The following is a 19,977-nucleotide window of genomic DNA, read 5'->3' as shown; positions in this document are numbered from 1 at the left end:
TGAGAACCTTTGGTGTAAATGCCAGGTTGCTCTTGCGAAGAGTATGAGTCGTGGATACTACAGGCGTCAGTCGATAAACACTTTTTGAGGGTTTGCAACAAACATCCGGGTGCTCTCGGTGAATTCATTTCCCGCTGTGTCTAAATACTTCAGGTCAACGTAAAATGCTTTGAAACCGGAAGCAGGGTAGGCCTCTTTTACTACTACTTCCTTTGCCTTTGATGCATTCAGGCTTTTCCCCACCCATACTTCATCCCTGAAGTCCCGGTCATTGGATGTTGCCTGCCAAAGCGTGGCATCGACCAGTTTTTTTGGTGAAGGAGTGACTGTCAGCACGATTTCTTTCTCTTTGATATCGATGTCCCAATCACACGCAGGATACGATTTTCCATTAGCTGTCAAGCCGAAAAATGCATTTAATGCTTTAAAAGTCTGTGGGTGATCGTCAATATCGTGGCCGGCATTGGGCACATAGTGGATGAAATTTTGCCCAGGAATGCTGTCGATATAGTGCTTGACAGCATCCACTGGCCAATAGGGGTCGTTGGTGCCAATGAAGATCATCTTGGGCTTGTTAAGCTTTCCCCTGTAGGAGTACGGATCAACCATCGCATTGATTTTTTGCCCTGATTCTGTAGCGGATGCCTGTGGAATACCCAGGCTCACGTAGTCATTTATTTCCGGGCTGTATTCGTTCCACGCTTCCAGGTGGTATTGCAGGCTTACCGGCATGTTAAGCACGTCAATCACCATAGGAGCGATGGCAATTACCCGGTCGTCGTTGGCTCCGGTGAGCCAGGTTGTCCAGCCACGTTTGGAAAGCCCCGACAACACAAATTCATTTACCGGCTGGCGCAGTTGGTCTTTTGAGAACTCCTGTACTGCCCGCATTCCCTTCACCACGCTCTTTACCATAGGAAACAGCAGGGGCCATGTATAGTCGCCCGTCTCGGTGAAGTTGTGCAGGGTGTAGGAGATAAGCACGTCCTCTGTCTTGTCGCCGTAGAGCGGCTGATTAGGCACCTGGCGGATAAGAGACACGATGGCGCTATTGGTGGACGCAATATGCGCCAGGGCTTTGCTGAGTTCGTCCTGATTGCTTCTCGGGTTGGGCTGGCTGTCTTTGTTTGAACCGCCGGAGATAAACAGGAGGCTTTCGGTTTGGGTAGCCTTCTCCGGAACAAATACTGTTAACTGGTGCTTCCAGGTATATTCCCTCCATTTTTGAGAGGTTAAAATGAGCTGGTATCCCTTTACCCCCTCAGTTTCGAAGGTATCGGTCACCACCCATTCATAAGTTTGGTCGCCATTGTTCAAATAACTCTCCAGCGCATTGTCGGCAGAAGGGTTACTTTGGGCAACTGCCGTAGTGGATAAGCCAACAGCGAATAGCAGGAAAAGGATAAGGAATGGACGTTTCGGTGTCATTTTTTTGAGGGGTGGCGGTTAAAACAATGGCAAAACTTAGCTATTTAATCTGGAATTTCTTGCGACAACTTCTACTGCTTCTCTTCCTGTTAACAAATCTTCATATTCGCAGGAGGAAAAAATAGTTACTTTAGGACAGGAAAAAGACAAAGGAATTACCTTCAACTAACGACAACATCACAATGATCTTAAGTAAATTGATTCGGTTCGGCCCACTCGGTATTATGACGCTAGTCGCTGTGGTTGTGCTTTTCAGCTGCCAGCAAAACAGCGCTGAAGACCACCACGCCCACGAGCATAGTCATCAACACAGCCTAGCTGATAGCCTCCCGAATGCGAAACTGCTTTTTCCTGGCAACGAACCTGACCGGGTCATTCTTAATCTGACCGAAGACCCAATTCATTCGGTAGCTGTTAATTGGCGCACCTCCACCAAAATCTCCCAAGGTACTGTGGAGGTGGCCGTTGCTTCTGATGGCCCGGAGTTCAAAGACAGTGTTAGAACCATAGCCGCTGCCACGGAACCTCTGACAGTCTCACGGGAAGAAGAACCCGAAATATCAGCCAACTACCATTCAGCTATTATTAGTGAGTTGCTGCCGGGAGGTAAATATGTGTACCGGGTGGGCTCCGAACCTTATTGGTCGGAATGGTACCAGATCGAGATGCCGCAAGAAAATGGCCCGGTTTCTTTTATCTATTTCGGGGATGCCCAAAATGACGTGAAGTCGATGTGGTCGAGGGTGATAAGGGAGGCTTACCACACCCTGCCAGACGTCGACTTTATGTTGCACGCCGGAGACCTGATCAACAGGCACGACAGAGATGTTGAATGGGGGGAGTGGTTTCATGCCGGGGGTTTTATTCATGCTATGGTGCCGGCGGTGATGACGCCCGGCAACCACGAGTATAAAGACGTGGTGCTTTCGCCGCAATGGCGCCCCCAGTTTAACCTGCCAAAAAATGGCCCTGTCGGCCTGGAGGAAACCTGCTATGTAATTGATTTTCCGCAGATGAAGGTAGTTTCTCTCGATGCCGAACAGATTGACGAATCGGAACACTTCAGAGCCTTGCAGGCGCAATGGCTGGATTCTGTACTCACCAATAACCCAAAAAAGTGGACGGTGATCACCTTTCACTATCCGGTATTTTCTACCAAACCCGATAGAGATAACCTGACCCTGAGAGAAAGTTTCAAACCGTTGTTTGACAAGCACCACGTGGATCTCGTGCTGCAGGGCCATGACCATGCCTATGGCCGGGGAATGGTGAACAACATAGCCACAGGTGCCAGCGTGAGGGAGGATCGCTCTGGTACGATGTATGTGGTTTCCGTGAGCGGCCCGAAAATGTACGACATTAGCGATGATAAATGGATGGAGCGAAAGGCTGCCAATACGCAGTTGTTTCAGGTGATAAAAGTGGGAGAAGATACAGCGACGTATAATGCGTTTACAGCGAAGGGTGAGTTGTATGATGCCTTTGATTTGGTGAAGAAAGCTGGTAAGCCAAATGTACTGATCAACAAGATTCCCAATACTCCGGAAAGGACTGAGTAGCGAACGCTAACACCCTATTAATACTGTTATTATGAAGAATAGATGCTGTTTTTTCGTTCTGGTGGCGGCTTTCAGCACCTGGCAGGCAGCCGCACAAGTGGCTGACGAGCCCTATATCCAATTGGTTGGGCATCAATACTTGGTACCAATTGGTTTTAATGAAAGCCGGCCAAAAAAGGTGATAGTTGACTACAACAACATCGTGCATGTTCTAACTGACAAGGGTCTTTATAGAGACTTTCCCGAGTATCAGCTAGCCCCTGATCGCACCTGTCGGTCGCTGGCCGATAAGGTGCCGGTTGACATCACCACGCAAGAGAGCACTGGCATCCTTTTCTATCTGTACAAAGACAAGTTTCTCACCAATGGATACGCAGGTACGCTGGATACAAAGCTAGAGCCAGAGCTGTACAGCCGCATCAGCGTTAGCAAAGACCTGAAGGTGTTGCTGATGGGTGAGAAGAAGGCCGCTCTTTTTGATGGAAATAAGAAAATAACCGATTTGACAGTGCCGAAAGAAGCAGTAATTGATCTCTATGTTGCCAAAGAACAATTCTTAGCGCTCACAGCCAAAGCTATTTACAAACTCGAAGGAAAGGCATGGAAGGTGATGCATGAAGGGCTTGACATGACGTCTTTGGTGTTTAGTGAAAGCGGAATCACTGTCGGGACAAAAAATGGCTACTACACAACTGATGGCCAGGGAAAAAGGGTAACAGACACCAATTCAAGACTGCCGGTGCCCGCCATAAGAAAGATGTTGCTGACCGGAAACAACGAGCTTTGGTTTTCAACTGCCGACGGAGCTTTTAGAAAAGAGAGTGATAGGTATCGATATTTTGCTTCTAAACGATGGCTGGATGTTAACGAAGTGATCGACATGGCAGCGGATGCCAGTGGCAATATCTATCTGCTCACACCCACGGGGCTCAATATGATTGAACAAATGCCCTTTACGCTCGCTGGAAAGACGGAATTTTTTCAGGACCGCATTCGCAAATACCACATGCGGTACGGCTTTGTCTGTGCGCCACAGTTGCCTGTAGCTTACGATTTAACCTCCGAGGAAATCATAGACCACGACAATGATGGCCTGTGGACGTCCTTTTACCTGGGCAGTCAGGTGTTTCGTTATGCTGTTACTGGCGAAGAGGCGGCCAAGCGATATGTTTGGGAATCGTTTGAAGCTTTCGAACGGCTTTTGACTGTCAATCAGTTGAAGGGCTTCCCCTCCAGAACCTTTGAGCGGGAGGGCTATAAAGTGAATGACCCCGACCGGTGGCGGAAGTCACCAGAAGAAGGCTGGGAGTGGAAGGGCACCACCAGCTCCGATGAATACATCGCCTATCTGTTTGTAGCGTCACTGATGGATCAGTTTATTGCCAAAGCGCCGGAGGAGAAGAAAAGGGTGGCCGACTTTATTGATGCCATCATGACCCATATTCTTGACAACGACTACTACTTCGTAGACCTGGATGGTAAACCCACCACCTGGGGGCGTTGGAATTCTGAATATGTGAACATGTACCCCTCAGAAGTGTATGATAGAAAGCTCAACAGTATGCACCTTGTGGCAGGTCTGCAGTTGGCCTATGCACTCACCAAAAAGGAGCGCTACAAAACTGAGATGTTCAAAGTGATGAACGAGTTTGGCTATTTCAAAAACATGCTTCCCAGTATGTACGATATGAAAGAGCACATTGTGATGTACGATGGACACACCATGGGCGACAGTTGGAACCATTCCGATGACGAAATGGCCTTTCTTACTTACTGGCCTCTTTATCATTATGCACTCAACGACACCCTGAAGCAGCATTATACAGACATTATCACCGACCATTGGAAGATTGAATTGCCAGAAAGGAATGCGCTTTGGAATCTGCTAACTTACGGAACAGCTGGTGATATCAATTTGGAAGATGTGCGCTGGCATTTGCAGGAGTTTGGCCTCGATCAGATGTCGTATGCAGTAAAGAACTCCCATCGTCAAGACCTGGAACTGCTAGACCCCAACTTTCGTGGCCAAACAACAAAGGTGCTGCTAACCCCCGGCGAGCGCCGGACGCACCGGCACAACGCCAATCCCTTTGAGTTGGATGGTGGGAGTGAGGGCAACTCGGTATTAGCCGGGGACGAATATTTGTTGCCGTATTGGATGGCGAGGTACCTGGGCGTGCTGAAGTGACCTGGTGGGTAATTCCGGGTGGGGCTGGGGCATGTTCCGTTGGCAGGCAATGAGGTTTTTATCCTCTTTACTTCCAGAATTCATCATCCTTCAGGTCAACAAAACTATGTTCTTCATGCAGGGAGCTGATTAGCGCCAGTTGCTCCTCCGATGCCTTTTGCTGGATTTCGTTGAAAAGAACCCTTTCTTCAAATCGGATATGTTTTTCCAGCTCTTCTTCGATCAAACTCAGGGACTTTTCAGCCTCGTCGTCATTGAATAGCCTGGTAAGCCTTCGATGCTCCATTAATGCCTTTTTCACCAGCTCGTTTTCACTGCCAAGTATCGGAAAGATATAACTCTCTTCGGCCACGAAATGCGGTAGAATGTGATTTTCAAAGAACCAGTCTGCATATTTTTTAATGCGCTCAGGTGCTATATCCTTAGCGAAGCCTTTTCTAATCTTCCAACACAACAGCAAGGTATGATGATGATCACGGCTCAGGGGCTGAAGCTGCTTAGCTCTTTTTATGGGTGTGCGCTCTTTCATGGATGACAGTTTTGAGTTGTGGTGTGTTTCACCGTTTCGGGTGTAAGATAGTCAGCTCACGAACACATTTTCACCTGATCGTGAGCTGTTTTTTATAGAATCAGTGCATTTGCCAGTTCAACTGAGCTGCTTCTCCAATGCTATGGATTTAGGAAACAATATATTGTTCTCCAGATGAATGTGAAGGTGTAAATCTTCCTCAAACTCCTTTAACATGGCATAGGTGACCCGGTAGGTGTTGCAGGCATCGTCCGGCAGGGAGTAGTGATTGCTCAACTCGCTGATTTGCTGGAAGCGATCTCCCTCAGTTTCATGCTCCTCCATCATCATTTTAACGGGGCTTTCCACCGTGTCAAACTGTGCGTAGGTTATCTTTTCGCCACTTTTTTTCACTCTTTCCATTTTGCGCACAAAAGGAAACAGGATAAATTCTTCCTTTTTCATGTGCATGGCCAGTTCTCCTGCGGAGGCAGTGAACAGCCTGGTTATCTCAAATAGTTCTGGGTGACTTTTCCCATGCACCTGGCACAGCTTCTCCAGATATTGTTTGAGAACCGGCATTTTCTCCTCAACATAGTGGTGGTGCTTTTGCTCTATATGATCAGCCAGCTTATCCAGTGGCCACGACTGGTAGTCGTAGGAGGCAGTTTCGCCTTTGTTCAATATGGCTTCAACCTCCGCTGTGAGCTTTGCCTGATCAATATTGGCTTTGGTGCAAGCTTCCTGAATGCTGCGGTTGCCTTTGCAGCAGAAGTCAATGCCATGGTTCCCGAATACCTCTGCTGTGCGGTAGTCTTCGGCTACTATTTCTCCGATTGTTTTGTCTATAAGATTATTCATGATAATTGAAGTTTAAATTCATACTAAGGGTTTTGTTCCGCTGGTTTTGAAGTACTCGATTTTGTAAAGAAACATTTCAGCCATTTTCTCCGACCTCCATTTGGCTTCCAGGGCTCTTTCTCCTTCGAAATGCTCATCAAGGGTTTGATGGAATAACTCGATCCACCTCTCGAAATGGGCTTTGTTTACCGGTAAATGTGCGTGAGGGGCGAAGGGGCTGCCATAGTAGGTGTGCTCTTCCAAAAGGACGGTTTGCCAGAATTTGTACATCTTTTCCAGGTGCACAGGCCATCTGTCCTGTATCACGCCATTGAAGATGTCTTTGAGCAATTCATCCTCCCTTACTTTTGAGTAGAAGTCGTTGACCAGCAGTTTTATGTCATCTTTGTTTTGAATGTCTTTGTTCATCAGAATGAAGATTTGTAAAGTTTAACCTGCCGATCTGCCAGAGGAGTGCTGGAAGCAAGGCAAATGAATAGGGGTAATGACAGCTGCTTGAATTTCATTATAAAGAATTTAAGACCTTTTTATCTTTTTAAGGATCAAATTTTTTTTACCGTTTCAGAAAAGTGAGGCCCACATCAAGCCCTTTTGTTAACTCATACAGGCTGGTTGTTTCCAGCATTTCCTTCAAATCGTTACGTATCAACACAAACTTTTCGTGTAAAGGGCAGGGCTCCAGCGCATTGCACTCTTTGAGACCCAGGCCGCATCCCCGATAGATACTGTCACCATCTATCGCAAATACAATTTGGCTCAGTTTGATAGACGCTATTTTATCCTTCTGGATTTCAAAACCACCAACAGGCCCTTTCACTGAATCGATGATGTTGTTGCGGGCGAGTTGTTGCAAAATCTTGGCTGTGAAGGCAACCGGAGAGTCGATGTCTCTGGCGATATCCTTCAGGCTTACCCTCACGCCATCCATCGACAAAAGAGCGATGTGCAAGGTGGCTCTGATTCCATATTCACAGGCTTTTGAGAACATTGTGGTTTGTTTGTGTCAAAGATATAAAACAATTTTTTAATTCGGATAAATTTATCCGAATTAAAAAATGCAGAGAAAAAACTAATCGTTGCGATAAGCACCATAGAGTAAAATGCTACCTGACAATAGAAGCTAAAAAGAGGTGTGGTCAGTCTTCGCTGCTTTCAAACACCCTGGCAAGCTCAGTAAACCTCTGCATTGTTTCAAGAGGGCCCCTGGTAATGAGCATATTGACAAGCCAAACAGGTATCTCTCCTCCTGGGTTAGCCAAGGCAGTGTAAACAATATCCACCCTGCCATCGTTTCGTGGTCTTATTTCCCATTTCGATTCAAATTCTGTGACCCGGACAATTCCCTTTTTTTCAGGAACAGCGTTGGCAGCAGCGACTGAGTGAGAGTGGTAGACACCGGTTTCTTTGTTCCACCATTGCGTCGAGTGGATCGACAAGTCCCTGTTGCTGAAAGGGTAGGGAAGGGCCGTCTCAACGTAGTAGTGAAAGTCGTTAGCTGACGTCGTCTTGATCCTTTTGGCATCATTGCACTTATATACCCAAGCCTTGTAGTTGGGGACATCGCTGAGCAGGTCGGTCACCCTCTGCATAGTGCTTTCAATGGTAGTGACGATCTGAATTTCCTTGATCAATGATCCGTCGGATGCTCTGATGTAAATGCTTAATTCTTTTTCACTGCTCACAAGCTCCCAGCTAGCTTTTTCTATTTTTTGTGCAGTGAGAGGCAGCACCGAAAAGGCGAAGAGGGCGACAATAACCTGGTAAATGCGCAGGAGCATAGGTGGAAAACAAGGAAAATTCTTGCGTCAATTTACGACCTGATTCTGTAGAGATTTTGAATTAGTACTCTTTTATTTTTGAACAAAGGGTATGTTCCATAATTAGCTTACAGTGTTACTTTTTTTCAAAACCGAAAAATCGGCTAGATTGTCAGCCTGGTGGCACACATATTCGGTAAAATGGCCATTGAAAAATGAAAGTCTTTCGAAATATTCTCCCCGCATTGAAAGAAAAAACCAAATGTTCCTCCTGAATGGCGAAGAGAAGTTTTAAGATAGGGTTTTCAGACATTGGAGGCATTTTTATAGGAAAGAACATCCAGTCTGATTTTCATAAGCACTACGCAGTCACAGTGATTATTTCATTTGGTGAGACTTTCAGTATTAAGCTAGCAGGGCATAAAGAGAGCGTCTATAGTGCTGCCTTAGTGCAGAAGAATGTTAGCTATAGTCTTAAGAGCGGAAAAACGGACTACCTGGCGTTTATTCATATCGTACCCTACACGAGCGAAGGCTTGAAATTGTCGGACGGCGAATGTGCTATCAGAGCACTGGATATTGCTGATTTCGACTCAGTGCTCAGGAAAATAAAAAACTGGTTCCGGCAGGATGGACATGATCCGCAAAAAATTAAAGAGTTGTTGCAAGCAGTTTCATCGATTCCCAGGTTGCACTGTGACAGTATTGAGATTGATAGCAGGGTGATGGCGAGTTTTGAACTGATTATGCAGAACGATGGACAGAAACTATCTGTAGGTGACGTTGCACCCCAGGTTTGTTTGTCTGTAAGTCATTTTAACCGATTGTTCAAGAAAGAAACAGGGCTTACATTTCGAAAGTTTGTCCTCCACAGCAAGCTGATAAAGTCCATTTTTGCTATGTATGAGCAAAACAGCCTAACACAGGCAGCATTCATTGGCGGGTTTGCAGACCAACCACACCTCACCAGAACGTTCAAGGACAATTTTGGAATAAAGCCTTCGACAAGTTTGAAATAGTCCGTTTGTTCAAGTTTTCCACTCGCCGAGAAGTGAGCTTTGCAGTCATATATTTTACAGCTTACTAACTGATATGACTATGAATGAGATTTCAACAAAGAGCAATGGAAAAACACTGAAGTGGTTTATTGCTTCTACACTATTAACCGGACTTGGCATGTGGGTAGTAGGGGGGCTCTACCACAATTTGATATTGCCAACCGTTAACAAGGACATGCATCCGCACCACGAAGGGCTGGGTACCACCTTGATCGCTTATTTTATTTTGGCTTTTTTAATGACCTATATTTATTCAACTACGGAAGGGAAAAACTCCTGGGCAAAAGGGATAAGGCATGGCTGCATCATTGGGGTTTTATGGGTGTTTCCACATGGCTTGGCAATGGCAGCCACACACGAGACATCGATACTTTATGAGGTGAAAAACACGATATATCACGTTGTCGAACAAGGTATCGGAGGGGCTATTATTTTTTACGTAAGTAGATATTTCATGAAAATGCAGGTGCGGGTAAGGAAATAATAGAGCCTGCCAGCTACAACGATTGCTCGGAAGTATATCTGAGATAAGGGCTGTTACGTATATTGAGCTGATTGGCGAGAATTAAAAAAAGGCTGAGCATGTCTATATATCAAACAATCGCAAAAATTGGCTCCAGGTACGTGGGGAAGCCCAGACTCTTCAAATATGGATTTAATCTATCGCCCATGTATAGGAGAAGCACCGCTAAGATAGTTCATGTTTCAAATGATCTATTGGAAGTGAGTATCAAGCTGCCCATTAGCTACAAAAACCGAAACTATGTGAACTCCATTTTTGGAGGAAGTATGTTTGCGGCAGTGGATCCGATTCCGATGGTGCAGTTGATGAACCTCATCGGTGACGACTTTGTGGTCTGGGACAAATCGGCACAAATTTTCTTCAAGCGCCCGGCCCGGGAAAACATCTACGCCGATTTCACCTACTCATTGGAAGAGGTCGATGAAATCAGAAATAAAGTGGGGCTGCAAAATGAAATTGAAATCGTAAAAACCACATCACTTACCAACAGAGACAAGACCATAGTCTATTGTGAGGTGAAAAAGACCATTTATGTAGCCGACAAAGCGTATTTCAAAGAGAAAAGAGAAAAGTCAAAAAAGCGCTAGCGAAGTCAGGTTAGGCGTGTCCAGGATTAAAGAGTTTACTCTGTGCAGTGCCGCACAGAGTAAACTCTTTAATTTCTACTTCGTTGCTCTCTCTATCTCCTTCAAATTCTCCATCTTCTTGTTCCGCAGGAAGCCATTGATGTCTTCGAAGTGCTCTTTTACCCGCTTGTTGCCAAACTCAAATACTTTCGCCGCCAGGCCGTCGAGGAAATCACGGTCGTGAGAAACGAGGATAAGCGTGCCTTCGAACGCTTTTAGCGCATCTTTCAGGATGTCCTTGGTTTTGATGTCGAGGTGGTTGGTAGGCTCATCGAGGATAAGCAGGTTTACCGGCTGTAGCAGCAGCTTGATCATCGCCAGTCGGGTGCGCTCACCACCTGAGAGCACTTTCACCTTCTTGTCGATGGTGTCGCCGCTGAACATGAAAGCCCCGAGCAGGTCTTTGATCTTTGACCGGATATCGCCTTTGGCGATTTCATCCACTGTTTCGAAGACGGTCAACTTTTCATCGAGCAGCGAAGCCTGGTTTTGAGCGAAGTAGCCAATCTCACTGTTATGGCCTACCTGCAAAGTGCCGTCGACTGGAATCTCGCCCATAATGGCCTTCACCAGGGTCGACTTTCCTTCACCATTTTTGCCAACAAAGGCAACCTTCTCTCCACGGGCAATGGTCAGTGTGACATCTTTGAACACGACATGGTCGCCATACGACTTGCCAAGATCGGTGGCGATCACCGGATAATTGCCCGACCGTGTGGCAGGAGGGAACTTGATGTTCAGCGCTGAAGTATCCACTTCATCCACCTCCACTATTTCAATCTTCTCCAGCATTTTCACCCGGGACTGCACCTGCAAAGTCTTTGAGTAAGTGCCTTTGAAGCGGTCGATGAAGCCCTGGATGTCGGCAATTTGCTTCGCCTGGTCGTCGAACTGGCGCTGCTGCTGCTCCCGGCGTTCTTTGCGCAGCTCCAAATAGTGCGTGTAGTTGGTTTTGTAGTCGTAAATACGGCCACGGGTGATTTCGATGGTGCGGTTGGTCAGGTTGTCCACAAAGGCTTTGTCGTGGCTGATGACCATCACTCCACCTGCGCTGTTTTTGAGGAAGTCTTCCAGCCACTGCACCGACTCTATGTCGAGGTGGTTGGTGGGCTCATCGAGCAGGATGAGGTCGGGCTTTTGAAGCAGAATCTTGGCCAACTCGATGCGCATGCGCCACCCCCCGCTGAACTCGCTGGTCGAGCGGGTGAAGTCACTCCGTACGAAGCCTAGCCCCAGCAATGTCTTTTCTACTTCCGCATCAATATTGATCTCTTCAATGCTGTAGTACTTTTCGCTCAGCTCCGACACCTCTTCTATAATCTTGCTGTAGGCATCTGATTCGTAGTCGGTGCGGGTTTCCAACTGGTGATTCAGCTCTTCCATCCTGTTTTTCATGTCCAGGATTTTGGAAAACGCTTTTGATGTTTCTTCAAACACCGTGCATTCGTCGGCCGTGAGCAGGTGCTGCGGCAGGTAAGCGATGACTGCCTCTTTTGGTGCCGTTACCTTGCCTTGGGTGGGTTTGCTTTCTCCGGCGATGATTTTGAGGAGGGTAGACTTGCCGGCGCCGTTTTTACCCATGAGGGCAATGCGGTCGGTGGGATTGACATTGAAAGTGATATTGCTAAAAAGGGTAGTGCCGCTAAATTCGACGCCCACCGCATCAACTGAGATCATATTTTACCGAATTAGGCCGCAAAGGTATTAATAAGTTTGGTAGAAGGGAGGGGGGGTGTTGATTTTGATAAAGAACTTGCCAGTTCTGCATCTATCAAGTCATTCGAAGAAAGCATCGCAGGAAGGCTGCTGCAAGCAATATGCTCTGCACCAGGTACACTGAGTAGTAGGGGTTCCAAAGTTGGTCATATCAACCATCCTGGTGAATGATACTTTTTCAACGATAATCCGAAATTGCTGTCTATATTGAGTTTGATGTTCAAATGCAACATTTTACTTTTTGTTCTACTACTCTCTTGCTCTTGTTACGGACAGATTGATCCTGTGTACAACAACTATGTGCATTACGAGGTAGAAGACGGGCTGCCGCAGAATTATGTGTCTTACCTGGCCCAGGATAGTGACGGGTTTATCTGGCTGGCTACGCTGAATGGGCTTGCCCGGTTCGATGGGCACCAATTTCTCCAGTTCAATAGCAATTCGCCTGACCCCGCCCGACTGTCTACCTCTCAAATTCTCGATCTTATTATCGACGACGCCAACAATCTTTGGATACTGAACTTTAATTACAAGGTTGATCTGATGAACCCCAGGACTTTCGAAGTACAAAGGGACGTACAGCCCTTCATGAGATCCGATGACCTGCACTTCAAGTTTAACATGGGGCCAAAAGCTGCCCGGTTTGTCTATTTTGTCAGTGACAATGCAAAGAAAAACTGGTTCGTAAAGAATGGTACTGAGTACTACCATATTGACTCCACGCTGACACAGGTAAGTGATATTTTCGCTTCGAAGGATAGCACGGAGTTTGGGTATGGATTTGACATCGATGAAAAGGGTCGCTTTTGGTACATGACGGATAGGGGCCTTGCTGTGGCGAAAACCACAAAAGATCCTTTGACACTGATTCCTATTCCGGCTGATTTCAACTACGAACCCGGAATAAGAAACAAATGTCCCGTTGTGTGCTTGCCCGACAGCAAAGTCTTGTTTGCCTACGAAAATAGAATGTTCATGTACCATGAAACGACCAATAGGTATCAAGAACTTTCTGTGCCAAATGTGCCGGTAATAAATAATTCGAAGATTTTCAATTTGACAACCGACCTTCAGCAAAGGCCGGTTTTTCAATATCAGGGGTATATTTTCAGAGTGGAGAAGGACGACCGCATCACGGTGCTGTGGGCTTACCCTGAGCGGGAAAAATTTGTCGTAACAGGCCTTTTGGTTGATCGGTCAAATACGCTGTGGGTTGGAATTAATACCGGAGGATTGTACAAAGTGAACCTGCTTACCCCTTCTTTTCACTCCACTGAATATAAGGTAAATTTTGTGGCCGATATTCTCATGGGAGAAATTGGAGTTCCGGCCGAGAAATTGCCGGCTAGCTGGAAAGCCAATGAATGGGCGTATGATTTCCGATACTTTTCTTCCAGAAAAGGACAGATGTATTTGAAGTACGACTACTACAACTACGACGGTCCCAGGCAATTATTTAAGCTGAATAACAAGAAGTTAGAACCGGTTGAAACCGGGGAGAACAGCATTGAATACTTTGTCGGGCTTGGTGAAAGCAGCGATAAACGCTGGGCACTCGGAAAGTATGGTTGGATGTACAGTTGGGTCAATGACCTCTCACCTCCGGAACAAGCTAGAATGAAGGAAATCAACAGTCTGGCTGAGGAAGTACTTTCGGATATGATCGTCGACAATGATTTTCAGTGGGTGATCTCGGTGAACAACACCCTCTACCAGGTCAAAGATGGAGAAATCATTCAGCGTTTTTCCCCGGCAAGTGACAATGCAAGCCTCATCGACATTGTTCAAGACCCCGATCAATCCGATATCCTATGGATTGCTACGCTAGGAGATGGCCTCGTGAAATGGGATAAGTCGACAAAGAAAACAAGCTACGTTTATAATGCCAAAGATGGGCTCTCAGACAACAGTGTGGGGGCAGTTGTGCCGGACAGTTTGGGCAACTTATGGATGGCCACTTTTAATGGCATCAGCAGATTAAATAAAAAGACAGGAGTGATTACTGCCTATTATAAGCAAGATGGGCTGATAGAGAGTGAATTTAACCGTCACCATTCGTTTACACTGCCGGATGGGAGAATTGCCCTTGGCGGCACGCTGGGCTATTCTGTTTTTGATCCAAACGAATTTGTGGAGGATGATTTTGAACCTGAGCTGAAGATCACCAGCCTTTCAATCAACAACCAGATACAGTCTTATTCCAAAGACCATCCGATTCTTACCGCTCCATTGAACGAGTTACAAAAGCTTCAGCTTGGCTATCAGGAGAATTCGCTTTTGCTGGAAATGGCTGCCATGCAATTCAATGGCCCCAAAAAGAACCAGTATCGTTATAAACTGAGTGGTTATAACCAGGACTGGGTTTACAACGGTACCGACAGAAAAATAAAATTCGACAAGCTACGGAGTGGGACTTATACCCTCGCCATGAATGCTTCCAACACCAATGGAACTTGGAGTACCAATGTCAGGGAACTGACGATCAAAGTACTTCCGCCGCCCTGGCTGAGTTGGTGGGCTTTTACACTATATGGCCTTGCTCTTTCTTCGTTGGTTTACATCTACTGGAGGGGCTACCGAAAAAAGATTATAAAGCAGCAGGAAGAGGAGTTTAACAGGCGGGAGAATATTCGTTTGAAAGAGGTTGACGACATGAAAACGAGATTTTTTTCAAATATCACACATGAGTTTCGCACTCCTCTCACACTGATCCTCTCACCTTTGGAGAAACAACTGCGAGACAAAAATTTCCCCAAAGAGGTCCAATCCATTCTGGAAAATAACTATCGCCACGGGAGCCACCTTTTGAAGCTTGTGAATGAATTGCTTGATATCTCCAAACTGGAATCAGGATTTATGCAATCTCATCCTTCTACCGGGCGATTGGACACGTTCGTGAAATCTTGTGTCGACCAGTTTCAGGAAATTGCACAAACAAAAAACATTGAGCTTGCAGCTGAATCCAAAAACCTTGATGGCTTCTATCAGTTTGATAAAACTCATTTAGAGACAGTGTTGCAAAACCTGCTAAGCAATGCCATCAAGTTTACTGAACCTCATGGTCAGGTTCACCTTGCGGTGGAGGTAGGACAGGGGGATCAACTCAGAATAGAGGTGAGGGACACAGGAATTGGCATCCCTGAAGAGCAGTTGCCCAGGTTATTTGATCGTTTTTATCAGGTAGACGAAACATCCACCCGGGTGCATAGTGGCACGGGCATCGGGCTGTCACTGGTAAACGAGCTGGTCAGCCTGATGGGTGGCGAGGTAACTGTAGAAAGTGTTGTTGGACAAGGGTCTTGCTTCACGGTGTATATGCCGGTGATAAAAATGCCTCAGCATGATGTGGAACAACACGACATTAGCTTTACTCCGGCAGAATCAGGGGAAAATGTCCCGCTGGTACTGGTTGTTGAGGATAATGATGAGCTCCGGGCCTTCATTGTGGAAAGCCTCTCGGAGAATAACGTTGTCATTTCTGCAAGGAATGGAAAGGAGGGGTGGGAGATACTTTTGGACAGGCTGCCTGATGTGGTTATTTCAGACATAATGATGCCCGAAATGAATGGCTATGAATTATGCAGGCAATCCAAGCAAGATCTTCGCACCTCCCACATATATTTTATCCTGCTCACGGCCAAAACGGCACAGGAATCAAAAGTTGAGGGACTGGAAGCTGGCGCTGATGGCTACATTGCCAAGCCTTTTCACCTTTACGAATTAGAATTGCGTATCCAAAATGCAATGATTCAACAACGCAATTTGATTAGTCATTATCAGCAACAACTCCTGGCTGCTGAACTACCGACACCAGCATTGAGCGTTGGCGACGCCTTTATTGATAAGTTCTATCGTTTTCTGGATAGAAGTTTGCATGACACTTCTCTGAAAGTTGAAACAGTGGCAAGGGAGATGGCGATGAGCAATAGCACGCTCAATCGAAAAGTAAAATCGCTATTAGGCATTACAACAAATGAGCTGATAAAGCGCTATCGACTACAAAAAGCTGCGGAGTTGATTCGGGCGGGTGAAAGTATTGCCACGGTAGCGTTCAACGTTGGTTTTGAAACCCACTCTTATTTTTCGCAAAGTTTTAAAGAAGTGTATCAGGTGACGCCCACAGAATACCGTGAACAAGTGAACAGTGCTCAGGAATAGTCCAGAAAAAACAACTTTGCTCCGAACCCGACGGCTATTTACAGGGTATGAACAGCGAAGGGAAAGTCCTTTCGCAGTGCTGCTGGGGAGAATGATCATAGCAACAATGACGAGTTCGGCTACAGAATTGGTCACATAGCAGCGGAAATGGAGCTGGATACGTATTGTGATTGACTGTCCACTTTCCCCATAAGGGGCGATGCGAGCAGGTTCAATGCCTTTAAAAAGCACGAGATTTCTTATATTCCCACACAACATACGAAAACCATGAAGACTCGTCTAGCCAACATTCAAGCCCTTCTTTTACTCCTCATCGGTGTTGCAGCATTTTTCGGCTGCACTTCACCGGAATCAAAGCAAGTCAATCTTTGGCCTGACGGCACTGAAATACCCGAGTGGTTTTCGGATACCACCAAGGTGAAATTGGCTGACCTCGGAACGCCCTATACCATTACCGACTATGGAGTGGTTAATGACAGCACTGTTTTACAAACTGAAGTCATTCAACGAACCATCGACGAAGCCAGCAGTAATGGCGGAGGCGTTATAATCATCCCGAAAGGTACTTTTCTAAGCGGAGCGCTGTTTTTTAAGCCCCAAACACATTTGTATGTGTCTGAAGGTGCTATCCTCAAAGGCTCTGACAATATTGCTTACTATCCTAAAATGGCCTCCAGAATGGAAGGCCAAAACCTCGACTACTTTCCAGCGCTGGTGAATGCCTACGGTGTTGATGGTTTCACGATATCCGGTAAAGGCACTATTGATGGTAATGGACTGAAATACTGGGAAGCGTTCTGGAAACGCAGAGAGGAAGACCCTAACTGCACCAATTTAGAGGTGTCACGGCCACGCCTGGTGTTTATTTGGGGCAGCGACAATGTGCAGGTGCAGGACGTCAGTCTGCACAACTCGGGCTTTTGGACCAGCCATTACTACCAGTGCAACAATGTGAAAATCCTTGACCTGCACATTTCTTCTCCACATGCGCCGGTGAAAGCGCCCAGCACCGATGCCATTGATCTGGATGTCTGCTCCAACGTACTCATCAAAGGTTGCTACATGTCGGTGAACGACGATGCCATTGCCCTCAAGGGAGGAAAGGGGCCATTTGCTGACACTGATGCCAATAATGGAGAGAACACCAATATCCTCATTGAAGACTGCGAGTTTGGCTTTTGCCACTCAGCGCTGACCTTTGGCAGTGAGTCTATCCACGACAAGAACGTTGTGCTGCGCAATAGCCACGTAAATGAAGCCAGGAGGTTGCTATGGCTCAAAATGCGGCCTGATACACCTCAGAAGTATGAGTATGTGACCGTTGAGAATATTACCGGCAATGCCTACAGCTTTATCTATGTAAAGCCCTGGACGCAGTTTTTTGACCTGAAGGGCAGGGAAGAGGTGCCATTGTCGTACTCAGATCACATTACCATGCGCAATATCGACCTCGACTGCGAGATCTTTTTCGATGTGGCCATTACCGAGCACGACCGGCTGTCTAATTTCACTTTCCAAAACCTGACGATCAAGGCTGTCAACCCAGCTTTTGACAAGAGCCTGGTTAAGGATTTCACGTTGGAGAATGTGAAGGTGAATGCGGACATCCTGCGGTAAGGCGAATACTCTGGCATCCCTTCATACGAATCAAGGAAAGTTTATCGGAAGTTTATATCAATCACTACCACTGCGATAAAGCTTCGCTGGTGACTGATTGTGCCTTGAACCCCAACCAGGTATAAAAAAACTAAAAAAAAATTGCGTGAATCAAAAGTTACATATATAATTGCGTAACTTTTGATTCACATAACATAAAAACGCATAGCAGTATGAACAGGATCGACTTACTATCAGTGCCGGTGTCAGACCAGCAGCGAGCAAAGGAATTCTATTTGAAAATGGGACTTCATATAGTGGTAGAAGCGCCATTTCAGGGTGACCAGCTGTGGATACAGATGGGTTTTCCCAAAGGAGAAACGAGCATCACATTGGTGACCTGGTTTCCGAAAATGCCTGTGGGCAGCCTTCAGGCGGTGGTGATTAACACCGACGATATCGCAGGCGACGTTAAAAAGTTGGCTGCCAATGGCATCGAAGTTGGTAAGATTGACGACACACCCTGGGGTAAGTTTGCTTCGATTGAAGACCCCGACGGCAACACATGGAGTTTGAACCAGAAAAACGCATAATGCAATGAAAAAGGAAATACACTTAAAATGGTTTTATCCGCATTCCATCGATACTATTTGGGAATACCTGACCGACGCAGATTTGTTGAAACAGTGGAGTACTATTCATAGAGACGAGCCTTTTCAGGCGGAGCCAGGGTTTCAATGGACATCAACCCAAAAAGCCCGCCGGGGCTGGGACGGCATTATGTACCTGGAGGTGCTTGAAGTAGTGCCAAAAGAGAAATTGGCTTACGCTCTCAAGGGTGGCCCACGACCTGGCGAGCTGTCGCTGGATACTGTTGTTACTTACAAACTGGTGGAGAAGAACGGCGGCGTGGAGCTTCAGCTTTCTCATACAGGCTTCCAGGGACTTAAAGGGGCCTTTACTGCCTTTATCATGGAAAAAGGCTGGGGTAAATTCTTCAGCAAGCGCCTGATGAAAGCGCTTAACGAAATACAACATGACACACACACAGTACGATAGTTTTCTGGCCCTTGCAGACAAAAATCGCAGGGAGATACTGATGTTGCTTACGCAAGAGAAAAGCAGCATCAATACCCTGGCGGATGCTTTTGAGATAAGCCGACCAGCAGTGTCAAAGCACATCAAAGTGCTGGTAGATACGGGCTTCATCAATATCGAAGAAAGGGGTAGGGAACGGCTTTGCAGCCTCAATGCTAAGGGTTTCGAAGAGGTTCAGAGTTGGATAGGCCACTTTGAGAAGTACTGGACGCAACACCTGAGTAGCCTGGATGAGTTGTTGAAGAAGGGAGAGAAAAAGTCTGAACATGGCAAATAGCAAGTCGGTTGCCTGCAGGTAAATTGCATTTATATCAAGAGCGGGGCTTATGGCAATATGGTAATCGAACCTTCAATTTGAAAAAAGATTCAAAGAGGTGTAAGGTTTTTGTGCGCTGGCCACTAACCAGAGAAAACGATTATGAAAATAGCTGAAGCCGTTGAACTGCTCAAGACAGAAAAAGCCAGGGCCGAGAAAAAATCTGAGATAAAGATTTTACAAAACATGATTGGTATCCTGTTGGACTTGCAAACCCGACAATTGTCCTCAGAGGATCTAGCCGCAGTAGAAAGCGAGCTGGACGTCATGGAATTGGATGCCTACCAGGAAAACAGAAAAAGACACATAAGAAAGAAGCTGGCTAAGTTTCAGCAGTTTTTGAAGGACAAATTTTCCTTTATCGCAAAAGGCCACTATACAGCACTGGGGATTGCCTTTGGCGTGGCTTTTGGTGGCATGTTTGGAATGATGATTGACAGAACGCTCGGCAGCTCTCTCGGGATTAGTTTTGGAATCACTTTTGGTTTGGTTGTTGGGAGGTATCTCGACGCTCAGGCGGAAGCACAGAATCGGGTATTAAATGTTGAATTTAAATAACTGAGCACAAACGCCTCTTGTCGACGC

18 protein-coding genes are annotated in these 19,977 nt (G+C 46.3%); 11 read left to right on the top strand and 7 right to left on the bottom strand.

Annotated features, from left to right (window positions below; genetic code table 11):
* Window positions 1-66: 66 nt before the first annotated feature.
* A complete protein-coding gene (locus RIF36_RS14240) occupies window positions 67-1,428 on the bottom strand; it encodes a PhoPQ-activated pathogenicity-related family protein (RefSeq protein ID WP_350122295.1) in 1,362 nt (453 codons plus the stop codon).
* Window positions 1,429-1,610: 182 nt separating this feature from the next.
* On the opposite strand from RIF36_RS14240, the gene RIF36_RS14235 reads away from it, so the two are divergent.
* Both RIF36_RS14235 and RIF36_RS14230 read left to right on the top strand, forming a co-directional pair.
* The gene (locus RIF36_RS14235) at window positions 1,611-2,987 is read left to right on the top strand and encodes a purple acid phosphatase family protein (RefSeq protein ID WP_350122293.1); all 1,377 of its coding nucleotides are present in this window, start codon (window positions 1,611-1,613) and stop codon (window positions 2,985-2,987) included.
* A gap of 31 nt (window positions 2,988-3,018) precedes the next feature.
* Window positions 3,019-5,175 carry a hypothetical protein gene (locus tag RIF36_RS14230; protein ID WP_350122291.1) on the top strand — a complete coding sequence of 719 codons (2,157 nt, stop codon included), beginning with the start codon at window positions 3,019-3,021 and terminating at the stop codon, window positions 5,173-5,175.
* Between the two features lie 67 nt (window positions 5,176-5,242).
* On the opposite strand, the gene RIF36_RS14225 is transcribed toward RIF36_RS14230, so the two are convergent.
* The 5 genes from RIF36_RS14225 to RIF36_RS14205 all read right to left on the bottom strand — a co-directional run bounded on the left by RIF36_RS14225 (window position 5,243) and on the right by RIF36_RS14205 (window position 8,322).
* Entirely contained in the window at window positions 5,243-5,704 is a 462-nt protein-coding gene (locus RIF36_RS14225; protein WP_350122289.1) for a hemerythrin domain-containing protein, read from the bottom strand.
* A 117-nt stretch (window positions 5,705-5,821) separates the two neighbouring features.
* Entirely contained in the window at window positions 5,822-6,544 is a 723-nt protein-coding gene (gene ric, locus RIF36_RS14220) for an iron-sulfur cluster repair di-iron protein (RefSeq protein WP_350122287.1), read from the bottom strand.
* Between the two features lie 18 nt (window positions 6,545-6,562).
* Window positions 6,563-6,952 (bottom strand): group III truncated hemoglobin, encoded by a 390-nt coding sequence (locus tag RIF36_RS14215; RefSeq protein ID WP_350122285.1) that lies wholly within the window; start codon window positions 6,950-6,952, stop codon window positions 6,563-6,565.
* Between the two features lie 145 nt (window positions 6,953-7,097).
* Window positions 7,098-7,532 carry an RrF2 family transcriptional regulator gene (locus tag RIF36_RS14210; protein WP_317492016.1) on the bottom strand — a complete coding sequence of 145 codons (435 nt, stop codon included), beginning with the start codon at window positions 7,530-7,532 and terminating at the stop codon, window positions 7,098-7,100.
* A gap of 148 nt (window positions 7,533-7,680) precedes the next feature.
* Window positions 7,681-8,322, bottom strand: a complete 642-nt coding sequence (locus RIF36_RS14205) for an START domain-containing protein (protein ID WP_350122283.1) — start codon at window positions 8,320-8,322, stop codon at window positions 7,681-7,683.
* 254 nt (window positions 8,323-8,576) lie between these two features.
* Between RIF36_RS14205 and RIF36_RS14200 the strand changes: the two genes are divergently transcribed.
* The 3 genes from RIF36_RS14200 to RIF36_RS14190 all read left to right on the top strand — a co-directional run bounded on the left by RIF36_RS14200 (window position 8,577) and on the right by RIF36_RS14190 (window position 10,469).
* Window positions 8,577-9,320, top strand: coding sequence for a helix-turn-helix transcriptional regulator (locus RIF36_RS14200; RefSeq protein WP_350122281.1), 744 nt, complete (start codon window positions 8,577-8,579; stop codon window positions 9,318-9,320).
* A 79-nt stretch (window positions 9,321-9,399) separates the two neighbouring features.
* A complete protein-coding gene (locus RIF36_RS14195; protein WP_350122279.1) occupies window positions 9,400-9,843 on the top strand; it encodes a hypothetical protein in 444 nt (147 codons plus the stop codon).
* 98 nt (window positions 9,844-9,941) lie between these two features.
* Entirely contained in the window at window positions 9,942-10,469 is a 528-nt protein-coding gene (locus tag RIF36_RS14190) for a DUF4442 domain-containing protein (RefSeq protein WP_350122277.1), read from the top strand.
* Window positions 10,470-10,544: 75 nt separating this feature from the next.
* Here RIF36_RS14190 and RIF36_RS14185 read toward each other — a convergent pair whose 3' ends face one another.
* Complete coding sequence (locus RIF36_RS14185) at window positions 10,545-12,185, bottom strand: ABC-F family ATP-binding cassette domain-containing protein (protein WP_350122275.1); 1,641 nt, start codon at window positions 12,183-12,185, stop codon at window positions 10,545-10,547.
* 255 nt (window positions 12,186-12,440) lie between these two features.
* Here RIF36_RS14185 and RIF36_RS14180 point away from each other — a divergent pair, with 255 nt between their 5' ends.
* The 6 genes from RIF36_RS14180 to RIF36_RS14155 all read left to right on the top strand — a co-directional run bounded on the left by RIF36_RS14180 (window position 12,441) and on the right by RIF36_RS14155 (window position 19,950).
* Complete coding sequence (locus RIF36_RS14180; RefSeq protein WP_350122273.1) at window positions 12,441-16,382, top strand: ATP-binding protein; 3,942 nt, start codon at window positions 12,441-12,443, stop codon at window positions 16,380-16,382.
* A 267-nt stretch (window positions 16,383-16,649) separates the two neighbouring features.
* On the top strand, window positions 16,650-17,999 hold the full coding sequence (locus RIF36_RS14175; RefSeq protein ID WP_350122271.1) for a rhamnogalacturonidase: 1,350 nt from the start codon (window positions 16,650-16,652) through the stop codon (window positions 17,997-17,999).
* Window positions 18,000-18,211: 212 nt separating this feature from the next.
* Entirely contained in the window at window positions 18,212-18,571 is a 360-nt protein-coding gene (locus RIF36_RS14170) for a VOC family protein (protein WP_350122269.1), read from the top strand.
* Window positions 18,572-18,575: 4 nt separating this feature from the next.
* A complete protein-coding gene (locus RIF36_RS14165) occupies window positions 18,576-19,037 on the top strand; it encodes an SRPBCC family protein (protein WP_151996859.1) in 462 nt (153 codons plus the stop codon).
* On the top strand, window positions 19,015-19,353 hold the full coding sequence (locus RIF36_RS14160) for an ArsR/SmtB family transcription factor (RefSeq protein ID WP_350122266.1): 339 nt from the start codon (window positions 19,015-19,017) through the stop codon (window positions 19,351-19,353). Before RIF36_RS14165 ends, RIF36_RS14160 begins: the two co-directional genes overlap by 23 nt.
* Before the next feature lie 141 nt (window positions 19,354-19,494).
* The gene (locus RIF36_RS14155; protein ID WP_350122264.1) at window positions 19,495-19,950 is read left to right on the top strand and encodes a hypothetical protein; all 456 of its coding nucleotides are present in this window, start codon (window positions 19,495-19,497) and stop codon (window positions 19,948-19,950) included.
* Window positions 19,951-19,977: the final 27 nt, after the last annotated feature.

The sequence above is a fragment of the Imperialibacter sp. genome (genome assembly GCF_040222815.1).
Taxonomy (GTDB): domain Bacteria; phylum Bacteroidota; class Bacteroidia; order Cytophagales; family Cyclobacteriaceae; genus Imperialibacter.
The sequence above is the reverse complement of the archived record's forward strand: the minus strand, read 5'-3'. Positions and strand labels throughout refer to the sequence as shown.